Source organism: Natronobiforma cellulositropha (assembly GCF_025629245.1).
Taxonomy (GTDB): Archaea; Halobacteriota; Halobacteria; order Halobacteriales; family Natrialbaceae; genus Natronobiforma; species Natronobiforma cellulositropha.
In genome coordinates, this window is the sequence record NZ_JANZXN010000029.1 from 17,737 (window position 1) to 37,052 (window position 19,316).

Sequence of the window (19,316 nt, forward strand, 5' to 3'; positions counted from 1 at the left end):
GGAACCCGAAGGTACAGCGTCTCCGACACCGAAGCGCCACCATGGTCGACGCACGGACTACGGACGGGAAACGGATCGCCCAGCTACTGGCCTCCGAACTCGAGGGGCGAGCGGACAGCGGTCTCTGCCACCTCGCGGTGACCAACGCCGACCGGGAGGTCGAGGCGGGTGCGGAGTGGAAGCGAGCCTACGACGTTTCGCTGGTCGACTCGAGTCAGCGCCTCGCTCGCGTCTCGATCCGCGAGGCGGAAGCCAGGCTGACGTTCGACGCCGACGCGTCGCTCGTCGCCGAGTGTGGGTCGGATATGGACTGTGCCGTCAGCGACGCCGACGGGTCGGCACGGCTGCTCGTCGAGTCGGGCGCGGCGGTCAAACGCGCGGCGAGACTGCTCGGGAGCGTGGCGCGCTCACTCGAAGTCGGCGAGTAACGCCGGGAGATCGGTCGCGATGGTCGCCTGCTCGACGTGAGCCATCGCCCGCGGGTTCGGAACCGGGCCGTCTTCGAGGAGGACCTGCACGGCGTACAGTCCAGCGTTGGTCGCGCCGTAGATGTCGGCGTCGACCTCGTCGCCGACGTAGATGGCCTCTCGAGGGGCGACGTCGAGTTCGCGGAGGATGGCCTCGAAGGCGCGTCGGTCGGGTTTGCCCGCGGCGAGTTCGCCGGTGACGAGCGCGGCGTCGAAGGCGCGCTCCCAGCCGAGGGTGGCGATCTTATCGCGCTGGGCGACGACGGGACCGTTGGTCAGGAGGCCGACCCGGTAGCGCCCTCGGAGGTCGTCGAGCATCGACTCGACGCCCGGCAGCGGGGTGAGCGTCTCGGCGATCCGTTCACGGTAGGCCCGTGCGACGGCCGCCGGCTCGGCGTCGGTGTCGTGGTCGGCGAGGAGGTCCTCGAAGATCGGTTCTCGCGTCTCGCGCGTGAGGTTTCGCCGGTGGGCCTCGAGATAGGCATCACGCGAGAGCGGCGGTGCGCCCGCTCGCTTCGTGGCTTCGGTGAGGATGGTTTCCCGATCCTGCTCGGGAACCGCCAGGGTGTAATCGAGGTCGAAGACGACCGCCCGTGGCGTCGGCATGGAAGCGTATAGGAAGCCAGGGGATTTAGCCGCTTCCGTTTCGAATTGCGACGAATCCACGCTCTGTGGTTGGTGGGTCAGTCTCTCGACCGAAGCCTGCGGACGGGGGCGTCAATCGTTGCTCGGCTGCGCTGCGCCCGTGCGTTCGCCCGGCAGCCGTGGCACGACGATCGCCTCGATGCGACTCGAGTGTTGCATGAGCGTCGTTCCGAGGATGCTCATGAAGAGGACGTAGCCGACGGCGAAGGCGTTGATGACGTTCGCCGTTTCGGTCGAGAGTCCGGCCCCGGCTCCGGCGATGGCGATACTCGCGATGATCAGTGAGAACTCGCCGCGAGTGACCATCCCGAGACCGACGCGGACGGAGCGGCGTTCGTCGAGGTGGTAGATCCGTCCGCCGAGATAGCCGCTGACGAGTTTCGTCGGCGTCGTGACGAGGACGGCCGCGGCGATGAGTCCGACGACACCGGCGAACAGCGCCGGGTTGGTAACCAGCCCGATCCAGAAGAAGAAGACGGCGGCGAAGGTGTCTCTGACCGGTTCCAGGAGTTTCTCGAGTTCGTGGACGTGGTCGGTCGAGGAGAAGGCCATGCCGACGAAGAACGCCGCGACCGCCTCGCTGACGCCGAGTGCGAGTGCCGCCCCGGCGACGAGGACGGTGATGCCGATCGCCCGGAGGACGAAGTACTCGTGTGAGTCGGTCTCGAGGCTGCGCTGGAAGAACTGGGTGCCGAAGTGGACGAACAGGAGGAGGAGGATGATGAACCCCATCGCGATGCCGATGTCGCCGAGTGCCGCGCCGAGGTCGCCACCGCCGAGGACGAACACCGAGGCGACGACCAGGTAGATGGCGATGAAGAGGTCCTCGTAGACGAGCGTCCCGAGCATGGGATTCGCCTCGTCGTTCGCGATCCAGCCGAGGTCGATCAGCGACTTCGTGATGATCGCACTCGAGGAGATGTAGACGATGCCGGCGACGAGAAACGCCGGGAGGAACGCCCCGAACAGCGCGTAGCCGAGGACGAGTCCGATTCCGAAGTTGATGACGAGGTCGACCGTCCCCGCCTTCCCGATGCGCTCTTTCGCGGCGAGCAGGCGGTCCATGTTGAACTCGAGACCGAGGAAGAAGAGCAAGAAGACGATACCGAGTTCGGCACCGAGGTGGATGAAGTCGGTTTCGACGAGCGAGATGGCGCTCGCTCCCGCGATCAGGTCGTATCCGAAGACGGTGACGTCTCTGATTGGTGGGACGACCTCGTACCCGAAGACGGTGACGCCAGCGGCGAGTCGCTCGGGGAGGGAACCGAGGACGTGCGGTCCGACGAGCATTCCGGCGACGATGTAGAACGGGATCACCGACTGGCCGATACGGTTCGCGAGCAATCCTGCGAGGGCGACGACGGCGAAGAGCACACCGACGTCTATCAGTGCGGTTTCACCGGCCACTGCTCGTCACCTCCATCTGTGCTACCATCGGTCGATCACCGCTGGCCGTTGCCTCCGAGCAGCGATTCGAACGCGGTACAGTCGTCGCGGTCGCCGACGACGACGAGCGTGTCGCTCGCCTGAATCGTCGTCTCCGGCTTCGGTGGCGCGATCACGTCGCCTCCGCGTTGAATCGCAACGATCGACACGCCCGTCGCCTGTCTCACGTCCGCCTCTTCGAGGCTCTGTCCGACGAGCGCGGCGTCGTCGGCGACGTTGTACCACTCGATGAACGTCTCGTCGGAGAGCATCGTCTCGACCTGGTTGCTCTGGACGGGCTGAAAGTACGCCCCTTCGAGGATGGTGCCGACCGTCCGTGCCAGCCGATCCGGCAGTTCGAACAACTTCTGTGAGTCGGCGCCGGCGTCCGATTTCAGGAACAACTCGCGTTTTCCCGTGTTGTGCGTGACGATCACGAGGCGCTCGCCGTCCTCGAGTTCGATCTCGTATTTCTTCCCGACACCGGGAAGGTCGCTCTCGTAGATGGTCATACCCTGACGAGCGAGTGGCACCCTAATAAAATGCGTGAGACTCGGTGGCCACCAGCGTCTCGTCCGGTCCCGATTGTGCCTCGCCGCTCAGCCCCCGTCAGTCGTCGGGCACTGCAGTGTCGAACCCGTACCGCTCGAGCGTCTCGAGGCGATCGACGTGGTTCGAGCGCACGGTTGCTGCGTCCGTCTCGCCGCTGAGCACCCCCTCGACGATGTACGCCAGTTGGTCGCCTGCGAGGACGTTCGGAACGCTGACGTACGTCGCGCCCGCCTCGAGCAGCCGCTGGGCGGCCCTCGAGTCGCCTGCCCGGAGGATAACGTCAGCTTCGAGGTCGCGCTCGTCGGCGACTTCGAGGACGGTTTCTGAGACTGGGGCGTGGTCGACCGTCGAGACGATCAGTGCGGCCGCTTCGGCGCGCGCGCTGTCCCACGTCGAGCGTGACAGTGCGTCGCCGAGGACGTAGTTCGAACAGTCCTCACGGAGGCTGTCCCACAGCACGGGGTCGTTTTCGACGACGACGTACGGACAGTCGAGCCGTTCGAAGCGCTCGACGATGATCCGTCCCTGCCGGCCGTACCCGACGATCACGACGTGATCGGAGAGGTCGGAGACGCTGCTTCGCTCCGCGAGTTGTCGGTGCTGTCGCTCGGCGACTGCGCCTTCGATGACTGACCGGTAGATCGTTTCTTCGTGTCGACGCGTGAACGAGGTGAGGATCATCGTCACCGCCGCGGCGAGGATGATGGCCTCGAAGACGGTTTCGGTGATGGTTCCGAGTAACAGGGCCTGAATCGCGACGACCAGTGAGAACTCACTCACCTGGTTGAGACTCGTGCTCGCGAGGAACGCCGTTCGTGCGTCGTATCCCTCGTACAGGAACGAGAGCATGATCACGAACGGGTTGACGAGGACGACCAGGCAGACGAGCGTCGCGGCGACGACGAGCACCTCGAGCGACGGGACGGTGACGAGCGCACCGACGGTAACGAAGAAGATGGCGACGAAGAAGTCCCGGATCGACTCGATCCCGTTTCGTACCTCGAGCGAGACGGCGCTGTCGTTTCTGATCGCAATTCCAGCGGCGAACGCGCCGACGACGATAGAGATGCCGGCGAGTTCGGCGGCCGCGAGAAAGCCGATCAGGATCGAGATGCTGCCCATCAACACCAGTTCGCCGGAGCCGTCGGCCAGTCGCACGAGCAGCGGGAATCCGTGACGGTAGACGAGCAAGCCAGCCGCGAGAAAGAGGACGCCGTAGCCGATCTTCGAGGTGACGAGCGTCGGCGTGAACGCCTCGGCCGAGAGGACGAGCACGATGGCGATCGCGAGCAGGTCGTCGAAGAAGTGGACCGACGAGGCGAGTCGGCCGTGGACGAGATTGTCCCTGATCTCCCGCTCGAGGAGACCGCCGCCGACGATGGTCGAACTCAGGGCGGCGGCGACAGCGAAGTAGAGTGCGTTTAGCTGGTCGAACCCGAAGAGGAGACCGATACCGAACGCCGCCGGCGTCACCACCACCACCTGTGTGACGGCTGCCGCCTCGCTGTCTCTCAGCACCGATCTGACGGCACCGAAGTCGACACGAAACCCGAAGACGAACACGAGGAACGCGATCCCCCACTGCGCGAGGTCGACGATCTCGGGCTGGTCGACGAACGCCCCGGTGATCAGGCCGGCGACGATGTAGAACGGCACCGGCGAGAGCGAGAAGTGGTTCGCGACGACGAGCAGCGCGCCTGCCGTCACGAAGACGATCGCGAGCGTGGTGATCAGGTCAGTCATCGTCGACCTCCGGTTCTGGCTCGTCGTCGATCGGCAGGCGCTCGCGGTGGCGTGCCTGGCGCTCGATCAGTTCGATGTCCTGTGCCACCGCTTTCTCGAAGGTCTCGCGGTCGGTGACGTATCGCTCCAGGTACTCGCTCAGCTTCGCCGCTGTGAGGTAGGTGCTCATGATGACGTAGTCTGCCCCTCGGTCGTAGAGGTCACGTGCGTCGTCGATCCGCCTCGCCTCGACGAACACCGTCGCGTCGTCGGCGGCCTCGGCGAGTACGACCCTGTTGACCTCCGGTTGCACGCTCGAGCTGAGGACGAACGCGGCCTTCGAGAGGGCCGCGTCCTTCCTGACCTCTCCGTGGCGGACGTCGCCGTAGACGTACGCGTACTCGCCCTCTGCCTCGAGTTCTTCGACGTGGTCGGTCCGGCGGTCGATCACGACGACGTCGCCGTAGGCCGACTCGAGCAGCGGGAGCACGCGCTCTGTGATCTCGTCGTAACCGATCGCGACCGCGTGACCGTCGTGCGTCTCGAGGTCGGCGTCGCCTTTCTCGTCCGACTCGAAGCGACTGAACCAGGGTTTGACTCGGGCGTAGATCGTGTGGTTGTAGCTGATGATGTACGTCGAGACGCTCATCGTCAGCAGCGCCATCAGGCTGAGATAGCCGAGGACGTTCGAGCCGACGTAGCCCTGGTTCACCGCGAGGACGCCCACGACGAGCGAGAACTCGCTCACCTGCACCATGTTGATCGAGCCGAGAAAGGAGGTCTCGACGCTGAACGCCTCGCGGTCGATGAGGTAGAACATGATCCAGAAGTTCCCCACCATCAGGACGACCGACGCGACGATGGCTTCCCACCAGTGAGCGAAGAGGTCGCCCGCCTCGAGTTGCAGCCCGATGCTCGCGAAGAAGACGAGGATGAAGATGTCGGTGATCGGCGTGATCTTGTCCTCGAGTTCCTTGCTGTAGGGGAGCTGAGCGATGCTGACCCCGGCGAGGAATGCACCGACCTCGAGCGAGAGGTCGAACGCCTCGGAGACGGCGATGAAGAGGAACGCCCAGGCGATGGCGACGACGAGAAACACGTCTTTGTTGTCGGCGATGCGATGGAAGAGTTGGGGGAGGAGGTACCGGGAGGAGGCGAGCGAGAACAGACCGATCGACGTCATCATGACGGTGATGATTCCGAGTGTCGTCGCGATCTGGGTCGGGTTCTCGAGCGAGTCGGCACCGAGGAGTGCGAGGACGACGACGAGGTAGATGTCCTGGACGATGAGGACCCCGACGTCGATCTTTCCGGGCAGGGCGGTGATCTCGTCTTTGTCGGTCAGGATCTTGACGATGATCGGCGTCGCTCCGAAGACGGTCGCGAGTGCGATGATGACGATCTCCGTGGGGTCGAACCCGAGCGCCCACGCGACCAGCAGCGCCAGCGCCGTCTGGAGGATCGTCTGCCAGACGGCGATGTTGACGATCGGACGGAGAATCTCCCGGATGTCGTCGAAGCGCATCTTCATGCCGAGTAGGAACAGCAAAAAGCCGAGACCGAGTTCGGCCATGTTCTCGACGAGGACGTCTTCGGTGACGATATCGAGCACCACCGGCCCGAGCAGGAGTCCCGTGAGGATGTAGGCGATGATCGTCGGCTGTCCCGTCCGGCGCGCGACGAGACCGATCACCGTCGCTGCGACGATGATGATCGCGAAGTCGGCGGCGAGGGCAATCTGACTCATCGAGTCACCGGTCCGCTCTACCGGTCGCTTCAGTGGATGCTATAATCAAACCGGTGGTGTCCCACACTGGCTTGCGTGTTCCGTGTGGACTGGAAACCGGTGTGGTCCCTCGGTCAGGACCGCCAGTACGCCCTCGTCAACAACACCAGCACGGGAAAGATCTCGAGTCGCCCGATCCACATGTAGAGGATCAACAGCAGGATCGAACTCTCGGGGAACTCGCCGTAGCCGCCCATCGGTCCGATCACGCCGAATCCCGGCCCGATGTTTCCGAGCGTGGCTATCGAGGCGGTGACGAGGTCGATCAGACCGATGTCGAAGCCGACCCGGCCAGCGTCGAGCGCGAGCAGACCGATTCCGACGAAAAAGAGAACCAGGTACAGCAGCGTGAACGCGTAGATGCCGCGGATCGCCTCCTCGTCGAGAATTCGGCCGTTCATGCGAACCGGCCGCACCGCTTCGGGGTGGACCGCCGTGAACACCTCGCGGCGCAGCGACTTGAGGATCACCAGCCACCGGAGCACTTTGATCCCACCGCCGGTCGACCCGGTACTCCCGCCGACGAACATCGCGAACAGGAGAATCGCTTTGGCCGGACCCGACCAGGTGTCGAAGTCGACGCTGGCGTAGCCGGTCGAGTTCGTCAGCGAGACGATCTGGAAGGCCGCGTGACGGAGCGACGGCTCGAGTCGCCCGCCGATCTGTCCCACCTCCGGCGTCCCGAGGGCGGTGTCCAGGAACAACACGAGCGTGCAGACGAGCGTGAGCGTCGTGACCGTACCGAGGTAGAGCCGGAACTCGTGATCTCGCACCAGCGCCCGCGGGTCGCCGGAGACGAGGTGCCACCACAGCACGAAGTTCACCCCGGCGACGAACATGAACGGGACGACGAGCCACTGCACCGCCGGGGAGAACGCCTCCATGCTGCGCGCTTCTGGCGAAAAGCCACCCGTCGGCAGCGTCGTGAACCCGTGGGCGATGGCGTTGTAGGCGTCCATGTTCGGGGCGACGCCCGCGAGGTGCAACCCGTAGAGTAAGGCGATGTAGAGCAGGGTGAAACCGACGTACGCGATCCAGAGGACGCGGGCGGTCTCGGCGATGTGTGGCGTGAGTTTCGAGACGCCCGGACCCGGCGTCTCGGCTTCCATCAACTGTGCGCCACCGACGGCCAGTTGCGAGAGAATCGCGACTGCGAGGACGATGATCCCCATCCCGCCGACCCACTGGGTCAACTGTCGCCACATCAGGATCGACCGGGAGTGTGTCTCGAAAGAAATGTCCTCGAGGACCGTCGCTCCCGTCGTCGTAAAGCCGCTCATGCTCTCGAACAGCGCGTACACCGGGTGTGCGACCGTGTCGTTTCCGGCGAGGACGTACGGGATCGCCCCGAAAACCGCGACGAGCAACCACGAGAGGGCGACGACGAAGAACGCCTCCCGCGCCCCGGGTGACGGCTCGGGATCGAGGCGGCGGAGACCGACTCCGACACTCCCGGTCAGAACCATCGTGAGGACGAAGATCCAGAGATCAGCCTCCCGGTAGAGCAGTGCGACGACGATCGGGACGACGAACGCCAGTGAGAAGAACGCGAGGATCGTCCCGACGAGGCTCAGCCCGGCCCGCCAGTCGACGCGTAGGTTCGGTCGCATTACCTTATCCCGGTGGCCGTGTGTCGCTCACCCTGGTACGTCGGCAGGGGCGTGTCGCTCGCTGATGGTGTTCCAGCCGTCGGTGACTGGCTTCGCCGACCGGGCCGTACGGACACCGTCGTAGACCGCCTCGCCGCTACGTGCGTCGTCGACCGCTCGTTCCTGATCACGTTACGGATGCCTCCATCGGACACCTCTGTGAGTTCCTCCTCGAGCAATATATACTCCATAGATTCTCGAATCCGGAATATTCGGGGCGGTATTTCCGGCATTCCGGATGACCATGCCTCGGTCGGGCCACGCCGTTTGGTCGGGACCGCTCCGAGACGAACCTATTTCACTGCCCTCACCAAATCCGGAAGTGTCATGGTACTCTTCCAGCACGTCCTCGTCCCGGTCGCGACCGGGGACGACGCAGACGCGACCTGCGACGCACTCGTGCCGTACATCGACGATATAGAGCGCGTCACGGCCGTCCACGTCATCGAGAAGGCTGGCGGCGGGATCGACAAAGCACCGCTCGAGAAACGACAGGAAGACGCCGCGGCGTGTCTCGAGCGCTTCGCCTCGCGTCTCGGCGGGCGGGAGGATATCGAACTCGACACCTGGACCGCCTACGGCACGGACGTCGTCGAGACGCTGTTCGAGGCGGTCGCCGACGCGGAGGCCGACGCGATCGTCTTCCGCGCACGCGGCGGCAGTCGCCTCGTCCGGCTGCTCGCCGGTGACGTCTCGACCCGGCTGATCACCGAGCCGCCGGTGCCTGCCGTCTCGCTCCCCCGGGCGGAGTAATCGAACCAGTTAAGAAGAGAGTCACTCTTCGAGCGAGTATGAACGGGGTTCTCGCGCAACAGTCACAACGATCTACACAGCGAACGTATCGACCCAGGCTGACAGCTACCACGGGAGGGGGCTGATGGCGAACACCGACGAAGAACTCGCGAAGGACCTCGGGCTGGTCTCTGCGCTCGCCATCGGGATCGGGACGATGGTCGGGGCGGGGATCTTCGTCCTCCCGGGGGTCGCCGCGGCCGAGGCGGGACCAGTCGTCGTTATCTCCTTTCTCATCGGCGGCTCGATCGCGATGGTCAACGCGCTCTCGGTGAGCGAACTCGGGACGGCGATGCCGAAAGCGGGCGGGGCGTACTACTACATCAACCGGGCGCTCGGACCGCTGTTCGGGTCGATATCCGGGATGGGTGACTGGATGGGGCTGGCCTTCGCGAGCGCCTTCTACTGTATCGGCTTCGGTGGCTACCTCGCGACGCTCCTCTCGGGCGTGACGGTGCCGATCCCGCTCTACGGCAGCGTCGAACTCCTGCCGACGATCGTGATCGGACCGTTCGTCCTCACTGATATCCAGATCGGGGCGTTGCTCGCCGGCATCGCCTTCGTCGGCATCAACTACATCGGCGCGAAAGAGACCGGCGGTGTCCAGACGGTCATCGTCGCCCTCTTGCTCGCGATTCTCACGATCTTCGCGTTCGTCGGCTTCTTCTCGTTCGACTGGGGGACGGTCGTCGTCGACGGCTCGGTCGCCCCGCTGGGCTACGGCGAAATCCTGCCCGGGGCGGCGCTCGTCTTCGTCTCGTATCTCGGCTACGCCAAGATCGCGACCATCGGCGAAGAACTCAAGAACCCCGGCCGGAACCTCCCCATCGCCATCATCGGCAGCGTCGCCATCGTGATGGTCATCTACTCGATCCTCGTCGGCCTGATGGTCGGCATCATCCCGTACAACGCGATCGACCTCGAGACGCCGATGTCCGACGTGGCGAGCGTCGTCTTCGCGAACAACCTCGGCGTGATCGGCGTCACCTCGATCACGGTCGCCGCCTTACTCGCGACCGCCTCGAGCGCCAACGCCTCGATCCTCGCCTCCGCGCGGATCAACTTCGCAATGGGCCGGGATAAGATCGTCACGGGCTGGCTCAACGAGATTCACCCCCGCTTCGCGACGCCGTACCGGTCGATCGCCGTCACCGGCGCGCTGATCCTCGTCTTCATCGTCGTCCTCGGTGGTGATCTCGAGGTGCTGGCGAAGGCCGCGAGCGTTCTTCACCTGGTCGTCTACGCGCTGATCAACGCGGCGTTGATCGTCTTCCGCGAGGCCGACGTCCCGGAGTACGACCCCGACTTCCGGGTACCGTTCTATCCGATCACACCCATCCTCGGCATCGTGCTCTCGCTCGGGTTGATCGGCTTCATGGAGAGGGTCGAGATCGCGTTGAGCCTACTGTTCGTCGTCGCGGCCGTCGTCTGGTACGGCGTCTACGCCCGCACCGAGACTGACCGCGTCGGCGTCCTGAGCGAGTACATCCTCTCGCGTTCGGACGAACTGCCCGACGCGGCCGTCTCCGCGGCGACCGCCGCCCAGCCGACCGGAAACGGCGAGTACACCGTCCTGGTGCCGGTGTCGAACCCACGAACCGAGGGGCACTTGCTCTCGCTCGCGAGCGTCGTCGCCAAGGCCAACGACGGGGTCGTCCGCGCGGTCCACATCGTCGAGGTGCCGGACCAGACCCCGCTCTCGGAGGGGTCTGCACACCTCCGACAGATCGACTCCGACTCACAGCAACTGATGGAACGCGTTCGCGAACACGCTGATACGATGGACGTCCCCGTCGACGTGAAGACGGTCGTCTCTCACCGGGCGTTCGAAGAGGTATTCAACGTCGCCCGGCGCGAGCACGCTGATACGGTCGTCATGGGCTGGGGTCCCGGCCGCGCCTGGACGGCTGGCCGCGCAGAACGCCCGCTCGACGAACTCACCCACGACCTGCCGTGTGACTTCCTCGTGTTCAACGACCGCGGACTCGAGCCCGAGCGCGTGCTGGTCCCGACCGCGGGCGGAACCGGGTCGGATCTGAGTGCCGAACTCGCACGGAACCTCCGTGACCAGCTCGGTTCGACGATCACCCTCTTCCACGCCGCCGGTGACAAGACGGCCGCCGACGCCGAGTACTTCTTACGCGAGTGGGCGGCCGACCACGGCCTGGGCGACGCCGAGATGGTGATCGACACCGGAGACGACATCGAGGGGGCCATCGTCGACGCCGCGGCCGAGCACACGCTGCTCATCATGGGCGCGACCGAACGCGGTTTGCTCTCGCGACTCGTCCGTGGGACGCTCGCTCACGACGTGATCGAAGACGTCGAGTGTTCCGTCCTCGTCGCCGAACGGCCGACGGGGCGCTCGATCCGTGAGCGCCTGTTCGGCGTCCGTACGTCAGACACCACTGACGACTGACGGACGGTGAGCCACCGATATCGAAGAACCTCCGGCCGCCACCGCACGCCGGTTCAGAACAGGAGGGTGACGCCGACTCGGTAGAGCAGGCCGACGACGAAGATGACGACCAGGGCGGCCGTCGCCAGAAGCACTGGGAGGGGGAGTTTCTCCTCTTCGAACCTGAACAGGTGCTGTCTCATACACTGACCTGTCCGCCGCGCGTGGTATGTCTTTCGCTGAGCGTCGCCGACTCGAGACGCCTGTCGCTCACGCTGGCTCGAGTCACCCTCCGCGGCGTCTACCCCCGCTCGAGTCACGTGGTCGCTGGCTCGAGTCAGACCTCTTCGGCGAGTCCACTTATCAGGTGTTCCGCGGAAGCGAGGTTCGTCGCCAGCGGGGTGTCGTGGACGTCACAGATGCGCAACAGCGCCGAGATGTCCGGTTCGTGTGGCTGTGCGGTCAGCGGGTCGCGGAGGAAGACGATGCCCGCGAGGCGGTTCTCGGCGACCTCCGCGCCGATCATCAGGTCGCCCCCGAGCGGTCCCGACGCGGCGCGGTCGACCTCGAGTCCCGTCTCCTCCATCAGCCGTCTGCCAGTGGTCCCGGTCGCGACGAGGTCGAAGCGCTCGAGCGTCGACTCGTGGCGCGTCGCGAACTCGATCAGGTCGGCCTTCTTCTCGTCGTGTGCGATGAGCGCGAGTCGTGTCATGTGCTGGGAGTTCTCGAGCGCGAGGTTAACGCTGGCGTTGTCGCCGAACGCGTCGGATGACGGGACCGTCCGGCCAGTGCCAACGCCTTTGAGTCGGGACCGCGAGTGAACGGACGATGGCAGCGGACGCCGACGACACCGTCTACTACGTGATCAGCGACCTCCACATCGGCGGCGACGAACAGCTCGAGGAGGTCGACTTTCTCGACGAACTGCTCGCGTTTCTCGAGCGCCTCGAGCGGACCGAGGAGTCCGTCGAACTCGTGATCAACGGCGACGCGTTCGGTCTCTGGGAGTTCACCACGCTCGAGGGACTGGCGAAGTTCGACCACCTCGAGGCGACCTACCCGGACCTGTTCGCGCAGCTGCGCGCGACCGGTGCGTCCGTGCCGATCACCCTGCTGCCGGGCAACCACGACCACGAACTGGCCGCCTACGACGAGTACGTCGAGCGCTTCGCCGCCTACAACGTCGACCTCGTCCAGGAGGCGTCGATCACCCGGCCGGTCGGCGGGCGGACGATTCACTTCGAGCACGGCCACCAGCGCGACCCGAACAACCGCATCGACGACTGGGGTAACCCCGCCGAGACGCCGCTCGGCTACTACTACAACACGCAGGTCACCAGCCGTGCGGGACGGCTCTCGGAACGTGGACGGTACAACTGGCTCAGGGACGTCCAGGCGGTGACCCCCACCGAACGGATGCCGATCTGGCTGCTCTCGAAGTACTTCTACCGCGAGATGAACCCGTTCATGCGCCACGCGCTCGTCCCGTTTCTGTTGCTGTTCAACATCAGCGCCCTCCTCGCGGTGCTCGCGGGGCTCGACCTGACCGGCGTCATCTCGCTGCCGCTGGCACAGACGGAGGCGTTTCTCGAGGGGTTCGGCCTGGCGGGGACGGCCGTCTGGTTCCTCCTCGTGATCAACGTCGCAGTCGCCGGTCTGCTGGTGCTCATTGGGATTCCGCTCTACCTCGTCAAACGTGACGTCAGGAAGACCATCGACCGCTTCGGCGTCTTCGAGACCGATCTGACGGTCGACCCCGAAGAGCCGTACGCCGAGGCCGCCCGCGAACGCTTCGCCGAGCACCCGGAGACGGCCGTCTTCTGTTACGGCCACACCCACCGGGCGGGGGTCCGGGAGGTCGACGGCCGCCTGCTCGTCAACACCGGCACGTGGCTGAAACGCCTCCACCGGCGCGACGGCATCGTCGGCGTCCTCCCGCCGGTGTTCTTCCCGTCGTACCAGCTGTGTGCCGTCCGCATCGCCGCCGACGCCGACGGCGTGGCCGTCGAGTACGAGACGATCCAGAAACCGTCTCCGAGTCCGGACGAACTCACGTTCACCGAACGCCTGCTCACCCTCGGCCGCGACCCGGAACCCGAGTTGCCAGGCAGAACCGTGGTCACCGAGACGGGCGTCGTCTCGAGCGACGAGGGCCGACTGCAGCCCTGAGCGATTCGGTTGGTCCCGCTCGCCGATCGCCTCGTGTCCGACCTGATGGCCGCTCGGATCGGCCGCGATAGCAACGTTTTCCCTGATCGACGCGCCACTCGAGAGCATGAACTTCTTCGATCGGTTGCACGACCGGATCGTGACGGCCGACAGCGTCGTCTCCGTCGGACTGGACCCGGACCCGAAGCGGATTCCCGAGCACCTCCAGGAGTACGACCTGCCGCGGTGGGCGTTCAACCGCCGGATCATCGACGCGACCCACGAACACGCCGCCGTCTACAAACCCAACGCCGCCTTCTACGAGGACCCCGACGGCTGGGCCGCACTCGAGGAGACCATCGCCTACGCCCACGGCAAGGGTGTTCCGGTCCTCCTCGACGCCAAACGCGCCGACATCGGGAACACGACCCGCCAGTACGCCCAGGCGCTCGAGCGCGCCGACGCGATCACGGTCAACCCGTACATGGGACTGGACTCGCTCCAGCCGTTTCTCGACGACGAAGAGGCGGGCGTCTTCGTCCTCTGTCGGACCTCGAACCCCGGTGGGGCGGACCTCCAGGACCTCGAACTCGAGACCGGTGAGCGGGTCTACGAGCGCGTCGCGGGACTGGCGGACCTCTGGAACGCGAACGACAACGTCGGTCTCGTGGTGGGCGCGACCAAGCCCGAGGAACTCGAGTCGCTGCGCGAGCAGGTGCCCGACCTGCCGTTTCTCGTCCCCGGCGTCGGCGCCCAGGGCGGAGACGCGGAGGCCGCCGTCGAGTTCGGCCTGGCGAACGGGGTCGGCCTGGTGAACTCCTCGCGCGGGATCATCTTCGCGGGAGAAGACGCCGGAGAGAACTTCGCGGCGGTCGCCGGTGAGGCCGCCAAACGGCTCAAAGACCGGCTGAACCGCTACCGGGAGTGAACTCGAGCGAGGTGGGCGCACTCGAGTCTCGCTCCGGTCTCAGAACCGATATTCGTCGACCTCGCTCCGCTCGCGGCCGGGCTGCGCCTGCGCCGCACAGTCGGCACACAGCCCGAGTCCCGACTCGTAGTGCTGTGCACAGGCGAGCGTTCCGCAGTTCTCACAGCGCGCGGTCGCCGGCCGACTCTCACAGATCTGACAGAGACCACTGACGCTCATAGCGGAGGTACGTGCTCGAGTCGTATCAACCCGTGGCCGGTTCGTCCGGGGCTTTTACAGCCTTCGAACCCGTAGCTCCCCTGTGTATCGCTCGCCGCTCGTTCTCGGGCTGGCCGCCGTCTTCGCCGGTCTCACGGCGCTGTTGTTGATCGGTGCCGTCGTCAGTGCCCAGCCCGTCGCGGCCGCCGTCGCCGTCCCCTTCGGCGTGACGAGTTACTTCATGTACTACCACGGCAGCGGGAAACTCGCCCGTGCGGCCTACCGGAGCCACGCCAGCCGAACACGCCGCGGTGAGCGCGCTCGAGGTGGCTTCGGGGCTGGTCCGCGTGCCAGCCGTGGACCGCGGACGCGCGCCGAGCGTGCGGCCCGTGCTGGCGGCGTCGGCGCAGGTCCACGCGGCGGACCACGCCGTGGCGGCACCGGTCGCGCGCCGACCTCGCAGCCGGGACCGACGCGCACACAGGCGCGGCGGACGCTGGGCGTGAGCGAGGCGGCGGACGCCGGTGAGGTCAAGCGCGCCTACCGGGAGAAAGTAAAGGAGGTCCACCCCGACCGCGGCGGCGACGAGGAGGCGTTCAAACGCGTGACGGCCGCCTACGACCGCCTCTCGGAGTGATCGATCTCCCCCTCGAGTTCGCGGCTGCACTCGAGCAGCGTCTCGACGGGGGTCGAGGCGCTCCACCTGATCGCACCGCTCCGGCGGTCGTACTCGACGAGTCCACAGTCGGCGAGTTTCGGCACGTGGTTGTGATAGAGGTCGACGAGGACGGGGTCGCGCTCGGCGGCGTCGACGCGCTCGCTCGAGACACCCGTTTCTCGACAGACGACCGTCGTCGCGAGCGCGTCGAGGCTCGCGAGGTCGTGGTCTGCGAGGTAGTAGAGGACGTCCCGTCGGCGGTGGTGGCTGAGAAGCCGTAGCGCCTCGTCGATCCTCGCCCGGCCGGGGTCTGCGGATGCGCAGCGACGTACGGGCGTCGACGACTGTGCGTCGGTGTCCTCCGTGCGACGGTCGACCATACGAACTCGAGGCTACGGAGCGTAATAAACGTGGTAGCGCGCTTCGGTGGCCACCTGGCCGAACAGAACAGTGACACTCGAGCGTGACTGACGTTCGTTCTGACGAGGCTACCGCTTGACGCTGTGAGCGTTCGCAGTGAGCCTATCCGCGAGGTTTTCGTGTGTCCTGAGCATAGCGACCACAGATGATCGACGATGACGACGGGTCCTCGACGCCGTCGAGTTATCCGCGAGCCGACACTTCAAACGCCGTCTCGGCCGTACCTCGTCTCTCGAGCGTCACGCTCGTCCAGCAGGTCGCCGAGGAGGCGGGGTGTTCGCCCCTCGAGTTACCGCCGTTGAACGAGACGGTCGACGCCGATGCGCTCGACGCGCTGGTCGAGCACGCGCCAGCGGACGCCAGATGGCCGGAGATATCCTTCGCGTACGCAGGCGTCCGGGTGCGTGCCACGCCCGATGGTACGGTGACCGTCACCCACGAACCACCACCGAACGACGAGCGCTGGCCGCACGTCACTCCGGTCGACGCCGAGGAGGGGGCAGACGTCGCGATGGCGGTCGTCTTCGAACTCGCCGCCCGGTCGGGGACCGATCCGGCGCTCGTCCGATCGACACTCGAGGGAATCGTCGACCTCGAGGCGCTCGCGTCGTTGAACCGTGACCGGGCGAACGGCATCGCTCGCACCGGCGCGACCGTTCGGTTCTCGGCGTTCGGTCAGGACGTGGCCGTCTCGCCGACGGAGACGATTTCGATGGGGTCGACGCTGGGACGTCTCAAACAGCGCGGAGGAAACGTCCTCGTCGTCGGTGCCGTCCCCGACGCGCTGGTCGACGCCGTCAGTTCGACGCTGCTCGGTGCGTCCGGAGCAGGCCACCGACACCTCTTCGCACTCCTGGACCGCGACCTCGAGACCGTCTCGGAGCGACTGGGACCACCGACGCTCGGCTCACCGAGTCCCACGCCGAGCGGACCGACACACGTCGTCAACCACGCCACCACCTCGCGTTCGGCTACCGAGCCACAGGTGAGCGCCGGAACGCCGCCGCCGTCGGTGACGGACGTTTCCGGCGACGTCGACGCGTTCGCGAGCGCCGTCGCGGACGCCCTCTCCGACCTCGGTGGCGACGACGGCGGGGACTCCGCGTCGGTACGCGTCTGTCTCGACTCCCTGCGCCCGGTCCTCGAGAGTCGCGACGAGGCGGGCGTCCGCGCGTTCCTCGAGCCGATCTACGCCTCGGTTCGTGAAACCGCGGCGCTCGCTCACTACGTGCTTCCGGTCGAGCGCGACACGCCGGCGGTCGCCGCGCTCGAGGACGCCTTCGACGCGACGGTCGAACTGCGTATCAACGCCACCGTCCCGGAACAGCGCTGGCACCTGCGAGACGGCGCGTACACGACGCCGTGGTTCGCGGTCGACGACCGATGAGCCGTTCGACACCCGCTCCGGGTGAGCCATCGATGCAGTCGGTGACGCCGACGTTTACGCCCGACGACGACCGCCCCGGCCTGACCGTCGTCGACCCCATCGAGAACAAACAGTTTCCACTCGAGACCGCCGCCCCGGTCGACCTCGAGACGGCGCCAGCCGAGGGGTTCTCCTTCCCGGTCGACGGCGCGACGAGCTTCGTCACCGACCGGCTGGCGCTGCCCTACGTCGTCCCGGTCTACGCCCGCGACGCCGAGGGTGACCTGTGTTTCGAAGGCGAACACCACGCCAACGAGACGCTTCCAGCGGGCGAGTACCTCCTCGAGCTGATGGCACCGGTCAGACTCTACGTCTCCGTCGACGCCGAGGTGACGGTCCGCTCGAGCGACGACCGGCTGACCATCGAGTTCGACCGGCCGACGCGCGTCCGGCTTGGGGCACGCTCACAGCACGACGTGCCCGCGGGGACCGTCCGGACGACGGCCGAGCCAGCGGCGCTCGCCGCGGCCATCTCGACGTTCGGCTCCGCGCTGAAGACGACCGCACCCGACCGAGCGTTCCCGACGTTGCGCGGCCACCCACCGCGACTCGTCCTCGACGACACCCTCGAGATTCCGGCCGAGTTCGATCCGCCCGAGACGGGCATCAGGCTCGTCGTCCCGCCCGACACCGGTGCCCTCTACGCGGCGGCTCCGCTCGCGTACTACCTGGGCGCGACGGTCTCCGTCGGCGACGAGCCACGCCTCGAGACCGACCGCGGCTTCACCGATCCGCTCGGACAGGGTGAGCACGACCTCGAACGCTCACTCGAGAGGGTGCTCCGACACTGTTTCTTCCTCGACTGTGTCGTCAGAACCGAGGGCCTGTACCGGACCGCGCTCTACGAACGGCGCGTCGTCGAAGAGCGCGTCGACCTCGACTTCGCCGAACTGTACGCGATGGACCCGGCGGCGCGACTCGAGGCGTACCGATCGGTGCCGGTCGAGACCGTCGAGGACCTCCACCCGGCCTGGTCGCTCGTCACCTACGTGACGCCCGAGTCGAGACACGCCCGCTCGCTCCCGTTTCTCGCGAACGACCTCTCGATCGTCAGAGCCGCGCCCACCGACTCACAGTCACCTGCTCAGTCGACCCCCTCGACGCGCGCGCAGACGCCCTTCTCGGCCGACGTCGACGCGTTCGTCCGTGCCGTAAGCGACGACGCGAGCCGAGAGCGACGCCTCGAGACCGGCGCGTTCGTCTCGCCGCCCGACGCGGACGCGTTCGAGCGCGCCTGGCTCGGCGAGGGCGTTCCGGTCGGGGCGAACAAACTCCTCGACGGGGCGTTCGAGAACGCCCTCGCGGAGTCGCCCGAACCGGAGACCATCGAGATCACGGTCGCCTGTACCGACGACGCGATGGCCGAGGAACTCGAGGGCAGTCTCTACGGCGGCCGCGACGAACTCCCCTTCGAGGTCAGCGTCCACCGGCGGCCGTCGGTCGCCGAACTCGAGTCGTTGCTCGCCGCCGAGGTCGACTTCTTCCACTACGTGGGTCACGTCGAAGACGGCGCGTTCGTCTGTGACGACGGGACGCTGTCGCCAGCGACGCTCGAGTCGGTCGGCGTCGACGCCTTCCTGCTCAACGGCTGTCGGTCCTACGACCTCGGCGTCGACCTGATCGAGGCGGGCGGCGTCGGCGGCATCGTCACGCTCAGCGAGGTCGGCAACCCCGACGCCGTCGCCATCGGACGGCTGATCGCCCGGCTACTGAACGGCGGTTTCACACTTCGGACCGCGCTCTCTGTGGCACAGCGCACCCGGCTGGTTGGCGCACAGTACGTCGTCGTCGGCGACGGCAGCGCGGCGGTCACCCAGTCGGGCGGCGGCATCGCGAACCGGTGTCACGTCACTCCCGTCGGCGACCGCTACCGGGTGACGATTCACGTCTACCACGCACAGGCCGGCATGGGCGGTCTCTACATCCCCTACGTCGACGGCGTCGACCACCACTTCGTCGCCGGCGGCGACCTCCCGCCACTCGAGCTCTCGCGTGACGAACTGCGTCGCTTCCTGGCGCTCGAGGAGATTCCCGTCGAGGTCGACGGCGAGTTCTACTGGTCGAGCGACCCGCTGCTCGAGCGGGCGCTGTGACCGCACAAA

General features: G+C 66.4%; 18 protein-coding genes. 8 read left to right on the plus strand and 10 right to left on the minus strand.

What is annotated here, in order from left to right; all coding sequences use genetic code 11:
* Positions 1–41 precede the first annotated feature (41 nt).
* Positions 42–428 (plus strand): DUF7993 family protein, encoded by a 387-nt coding sequence (locus tag N0B15_RS12515; protein WP_263020043.1) that lies wholly within the window; start codon positions 42–44, stop codon positions 426–428.
* Here the strand turns inward: N0B15_RS12515 and N0B15_RS12520 are convergent.
* The 6 genes from N0B15_RS12520 to N0B15_RS12545 all read right to left on the minus strand — a co-directional run bounded on the left by N0B15_RS12520 (position 408) and on the right by N0B15_RS12545 (position 8,207).
* A complete protein-coding gene (locus N0B15_RS12520; protein WP_263020044.1) occupies positions 408–1,073 on the minus strand; it encodes an HAD family hydrolase in 666 nt (221 codons plus the stop codon). The genes N0B15_RS12515 and N0B15_RS12520 overlap by 21 nt on opposite strands.
* A gap of 111 nt (positions 1,074–1,184) precedes the next feature.
* A complete protein-coding gene (locus N0B15_RS12525; protein ID WP_263020045.1) occupies positions 1,185–2,519 on the minus strand; it encodes a cation:proton antiporter in 1,335 nt (444 codons plus the stop codon).
* A gap of 35 nt (positions 2,520–2,554) precedes the next feature.
* A complete protein-coding gene (locus N0B15_RS12530) occupies positions 2,555–3,049 on the minus strand; it encodes a cation:proton antiporter regulatory subunit (protein WP_263020046.1) in 495 nt (164 codons plus the stop codon).
* Between the two features lie 97 nt (positions 3,050–3,146).
* Positions 3,147–4,832: a cation:proton antiporter gene (locus N0B15_RS12535; protein WP_263020047.1), complete on the minus strand. Its 1,686-nt coding sequence runs from the start codon at positions 4,830–4,832 to the stop codon at positions 3,147–3,149.
* Positions 4,825–6,558 carry a cation:proton antiporter gene (locus tag N0B15_RS12540; RefSeq protein ID WP_263020048.1) on the minus strand — a complete coding sequence of 578 codons (1,734 nt, stop codon included), beginning with the start codon at positions 6,556–6,558 and terminating at the stop codon, positions 4,825–4,827. Before N0B15_RS12540 ends, N0B15_RS12535 begins: the two co-directional genes overlap by 8 nt.
* A gap of 113 nt (positions 6,559–6,671) precedes the next feature.
* A complete protein-coding gene (locus tag N0B15_RS12545) occupies positions 6,672–8,207 on the minus strand; it encodes a TrkH family potassium uptake protein (RefSeq protein ID WP_263020049.1) in 1,536 nt (511 codons plus the stop codon).
* 366 nt (positions 8,208–8,573) lie between these two features.
* On the opposite strand from N0B15_RS12545, the gene N0B15_RS12550 reads away from it, so the two are divergent.
* Both N0B15_RS12550 and N0B15_RS12555 read left to right on the plus strand, forming a co-directional pair.
* Positions 8,574–8,999, plus strand: a complete 426-nt coding sequence (locus N0B15_RS12550) for a universal stress protein (RefSeq protein WP_263020050.1) — start codon at positions 8,574–8,576, stop codon at positions 8,997–8,999.
* 124 nt (positions 9,000–9,123) lie between these two features.
* Positions 9,124–11,457: an amino acid permease gene (locus N0B15_RS12555; protein ID WP_263020051.1), complete on the plus strand. Its 2,334-nt coding sequence runs from the start codon at positions 9,124–9,126 to the stop codon at positions 11,455–11,457.
* Between the two features lie 53 nt (positions 11,458–11,510).
* On the opposite strand, the gene N0B15_RS12560 is transcribed toward N0B15_RS12555, so the two are convergent.
* On the minus strand, positions 11,511–11,639 hold the full coding sequence (locus N0B15_RS12560; RefSeq protein ID WP_263020052.1) for a hypothetical protein: 129 nt from the start codon (positions 11,637–11,639) through the stop codon (positions 11,511–11,513).
* A 134-nt stretch (positions 11,640–11,773) separates the two neighbouring features.
* A complete protein-coding gene (mgsA, locus tag N0B15_RS12565; RefSeq protein ID WP_263020053.1) occupies positions 11,774–12,148 on the minus strand; it encodes a methylglyoxal synthase in 375 nt (124 codons plus the stop codon).
* Positions 12,149–12,264: 116 nt separating this feature from the next.
* Between mgsA and N0B15_RS12570 the strand changes: the two genes are divergently transcribed.
* Positions 12,265–13,605 (plus strand): metallophosphoesterase, encoded by a 1,341-nt coding sequence (locus N0B15_RS12570; protein ID WP_263020054.1) that lies wholly within the window; start codon positions 12,265–12,267, stop codon positions 13,603–13,605.
* Positions 13,606–13,711: 106 nt separating this feature from the next.
* Complete coding sequence (gene pyrF, locus N0B15_RS12575) at positions 13,712–14,512, plus strand: orotidine-5'-phosphate decarboxylase (protein ID WP_263020055.1); 801 nt, start codon at positions 13,712–13,714, stop codon at positions 14,510–14,512.
* 39 nt (positions 14,513–14,551) lie between these two features.
* Here pyrF and N0B15_RS12580 read toward each other — a convergent pair whose 3' ends face one another.
* Entirely contained in the window at positions 14,552–14,731 is a 180-nt protein-coding gene (locus tag N0B15_RS12580) for a hypothetical protein (protein WP_263020056.1), read from the minus strand.
* An 82-nt stretch (positions 14,732–14,813) separates the two neighbouring features.
* Between N0B15_RS12580 and N0B15_RS12585 the strand changes: the two genes are divergently transcribed.
* Positions 14,814–15,347, plus strand: coding sequence for a J domain-containing protein (locus tag N0B15_RS12585; protein ID WP_263020057.1), 534 nt, complete (start codon positions 14,814–14,816; stop codon positions 15,345–15,347).
* On the opposite strand, the gene N0B15_RS12590 is transcribed toward N0B15_RS12585, so the two are convergent.
* A complete protein-coding gene (locus tag N0B15_RS12590; protein WP_263020058.1) occupies positions 15,326–15,748 on the minus strand; it encodes a DUF7344 domain-containing protein in 423 nt (140 codons plus the stop codon). The two genes, N0B15_RS12585 and N0B15_RS12590, sit on opposite strands and share 22 nt — an antisense overlap.
* Positions 15,749–15,933: 185 nt before the next feature.
* Between N0B15_RS12590 and N0B15_RS12595 the strand changes: the two genes are divergently transcribed.
* A complete protein-coding gene (locus N0B15_RS12595) occupies positions 15,934–17,175 on the plus strand; it encodes a DUF7504 family protein (RefSeq protein WP_263020059.1) in 1,242 nt (413 codons plus the stop codon).
* A complete protein-coding gene (locus N0B15_RS12600) occupies positions 17,172–19,307 on the plus strand; it encodes a hypothetical protein (protein WP_263020060.1) in 2,136 nt (711 codons plus the stop codon). Before N0B15_RS12595 ends, N0B15_RS12600 begins: the two co-directional genes overlap by 4 nt.
* Positions 19,308–19,316 lie beyond the last annotated feature (9 nt).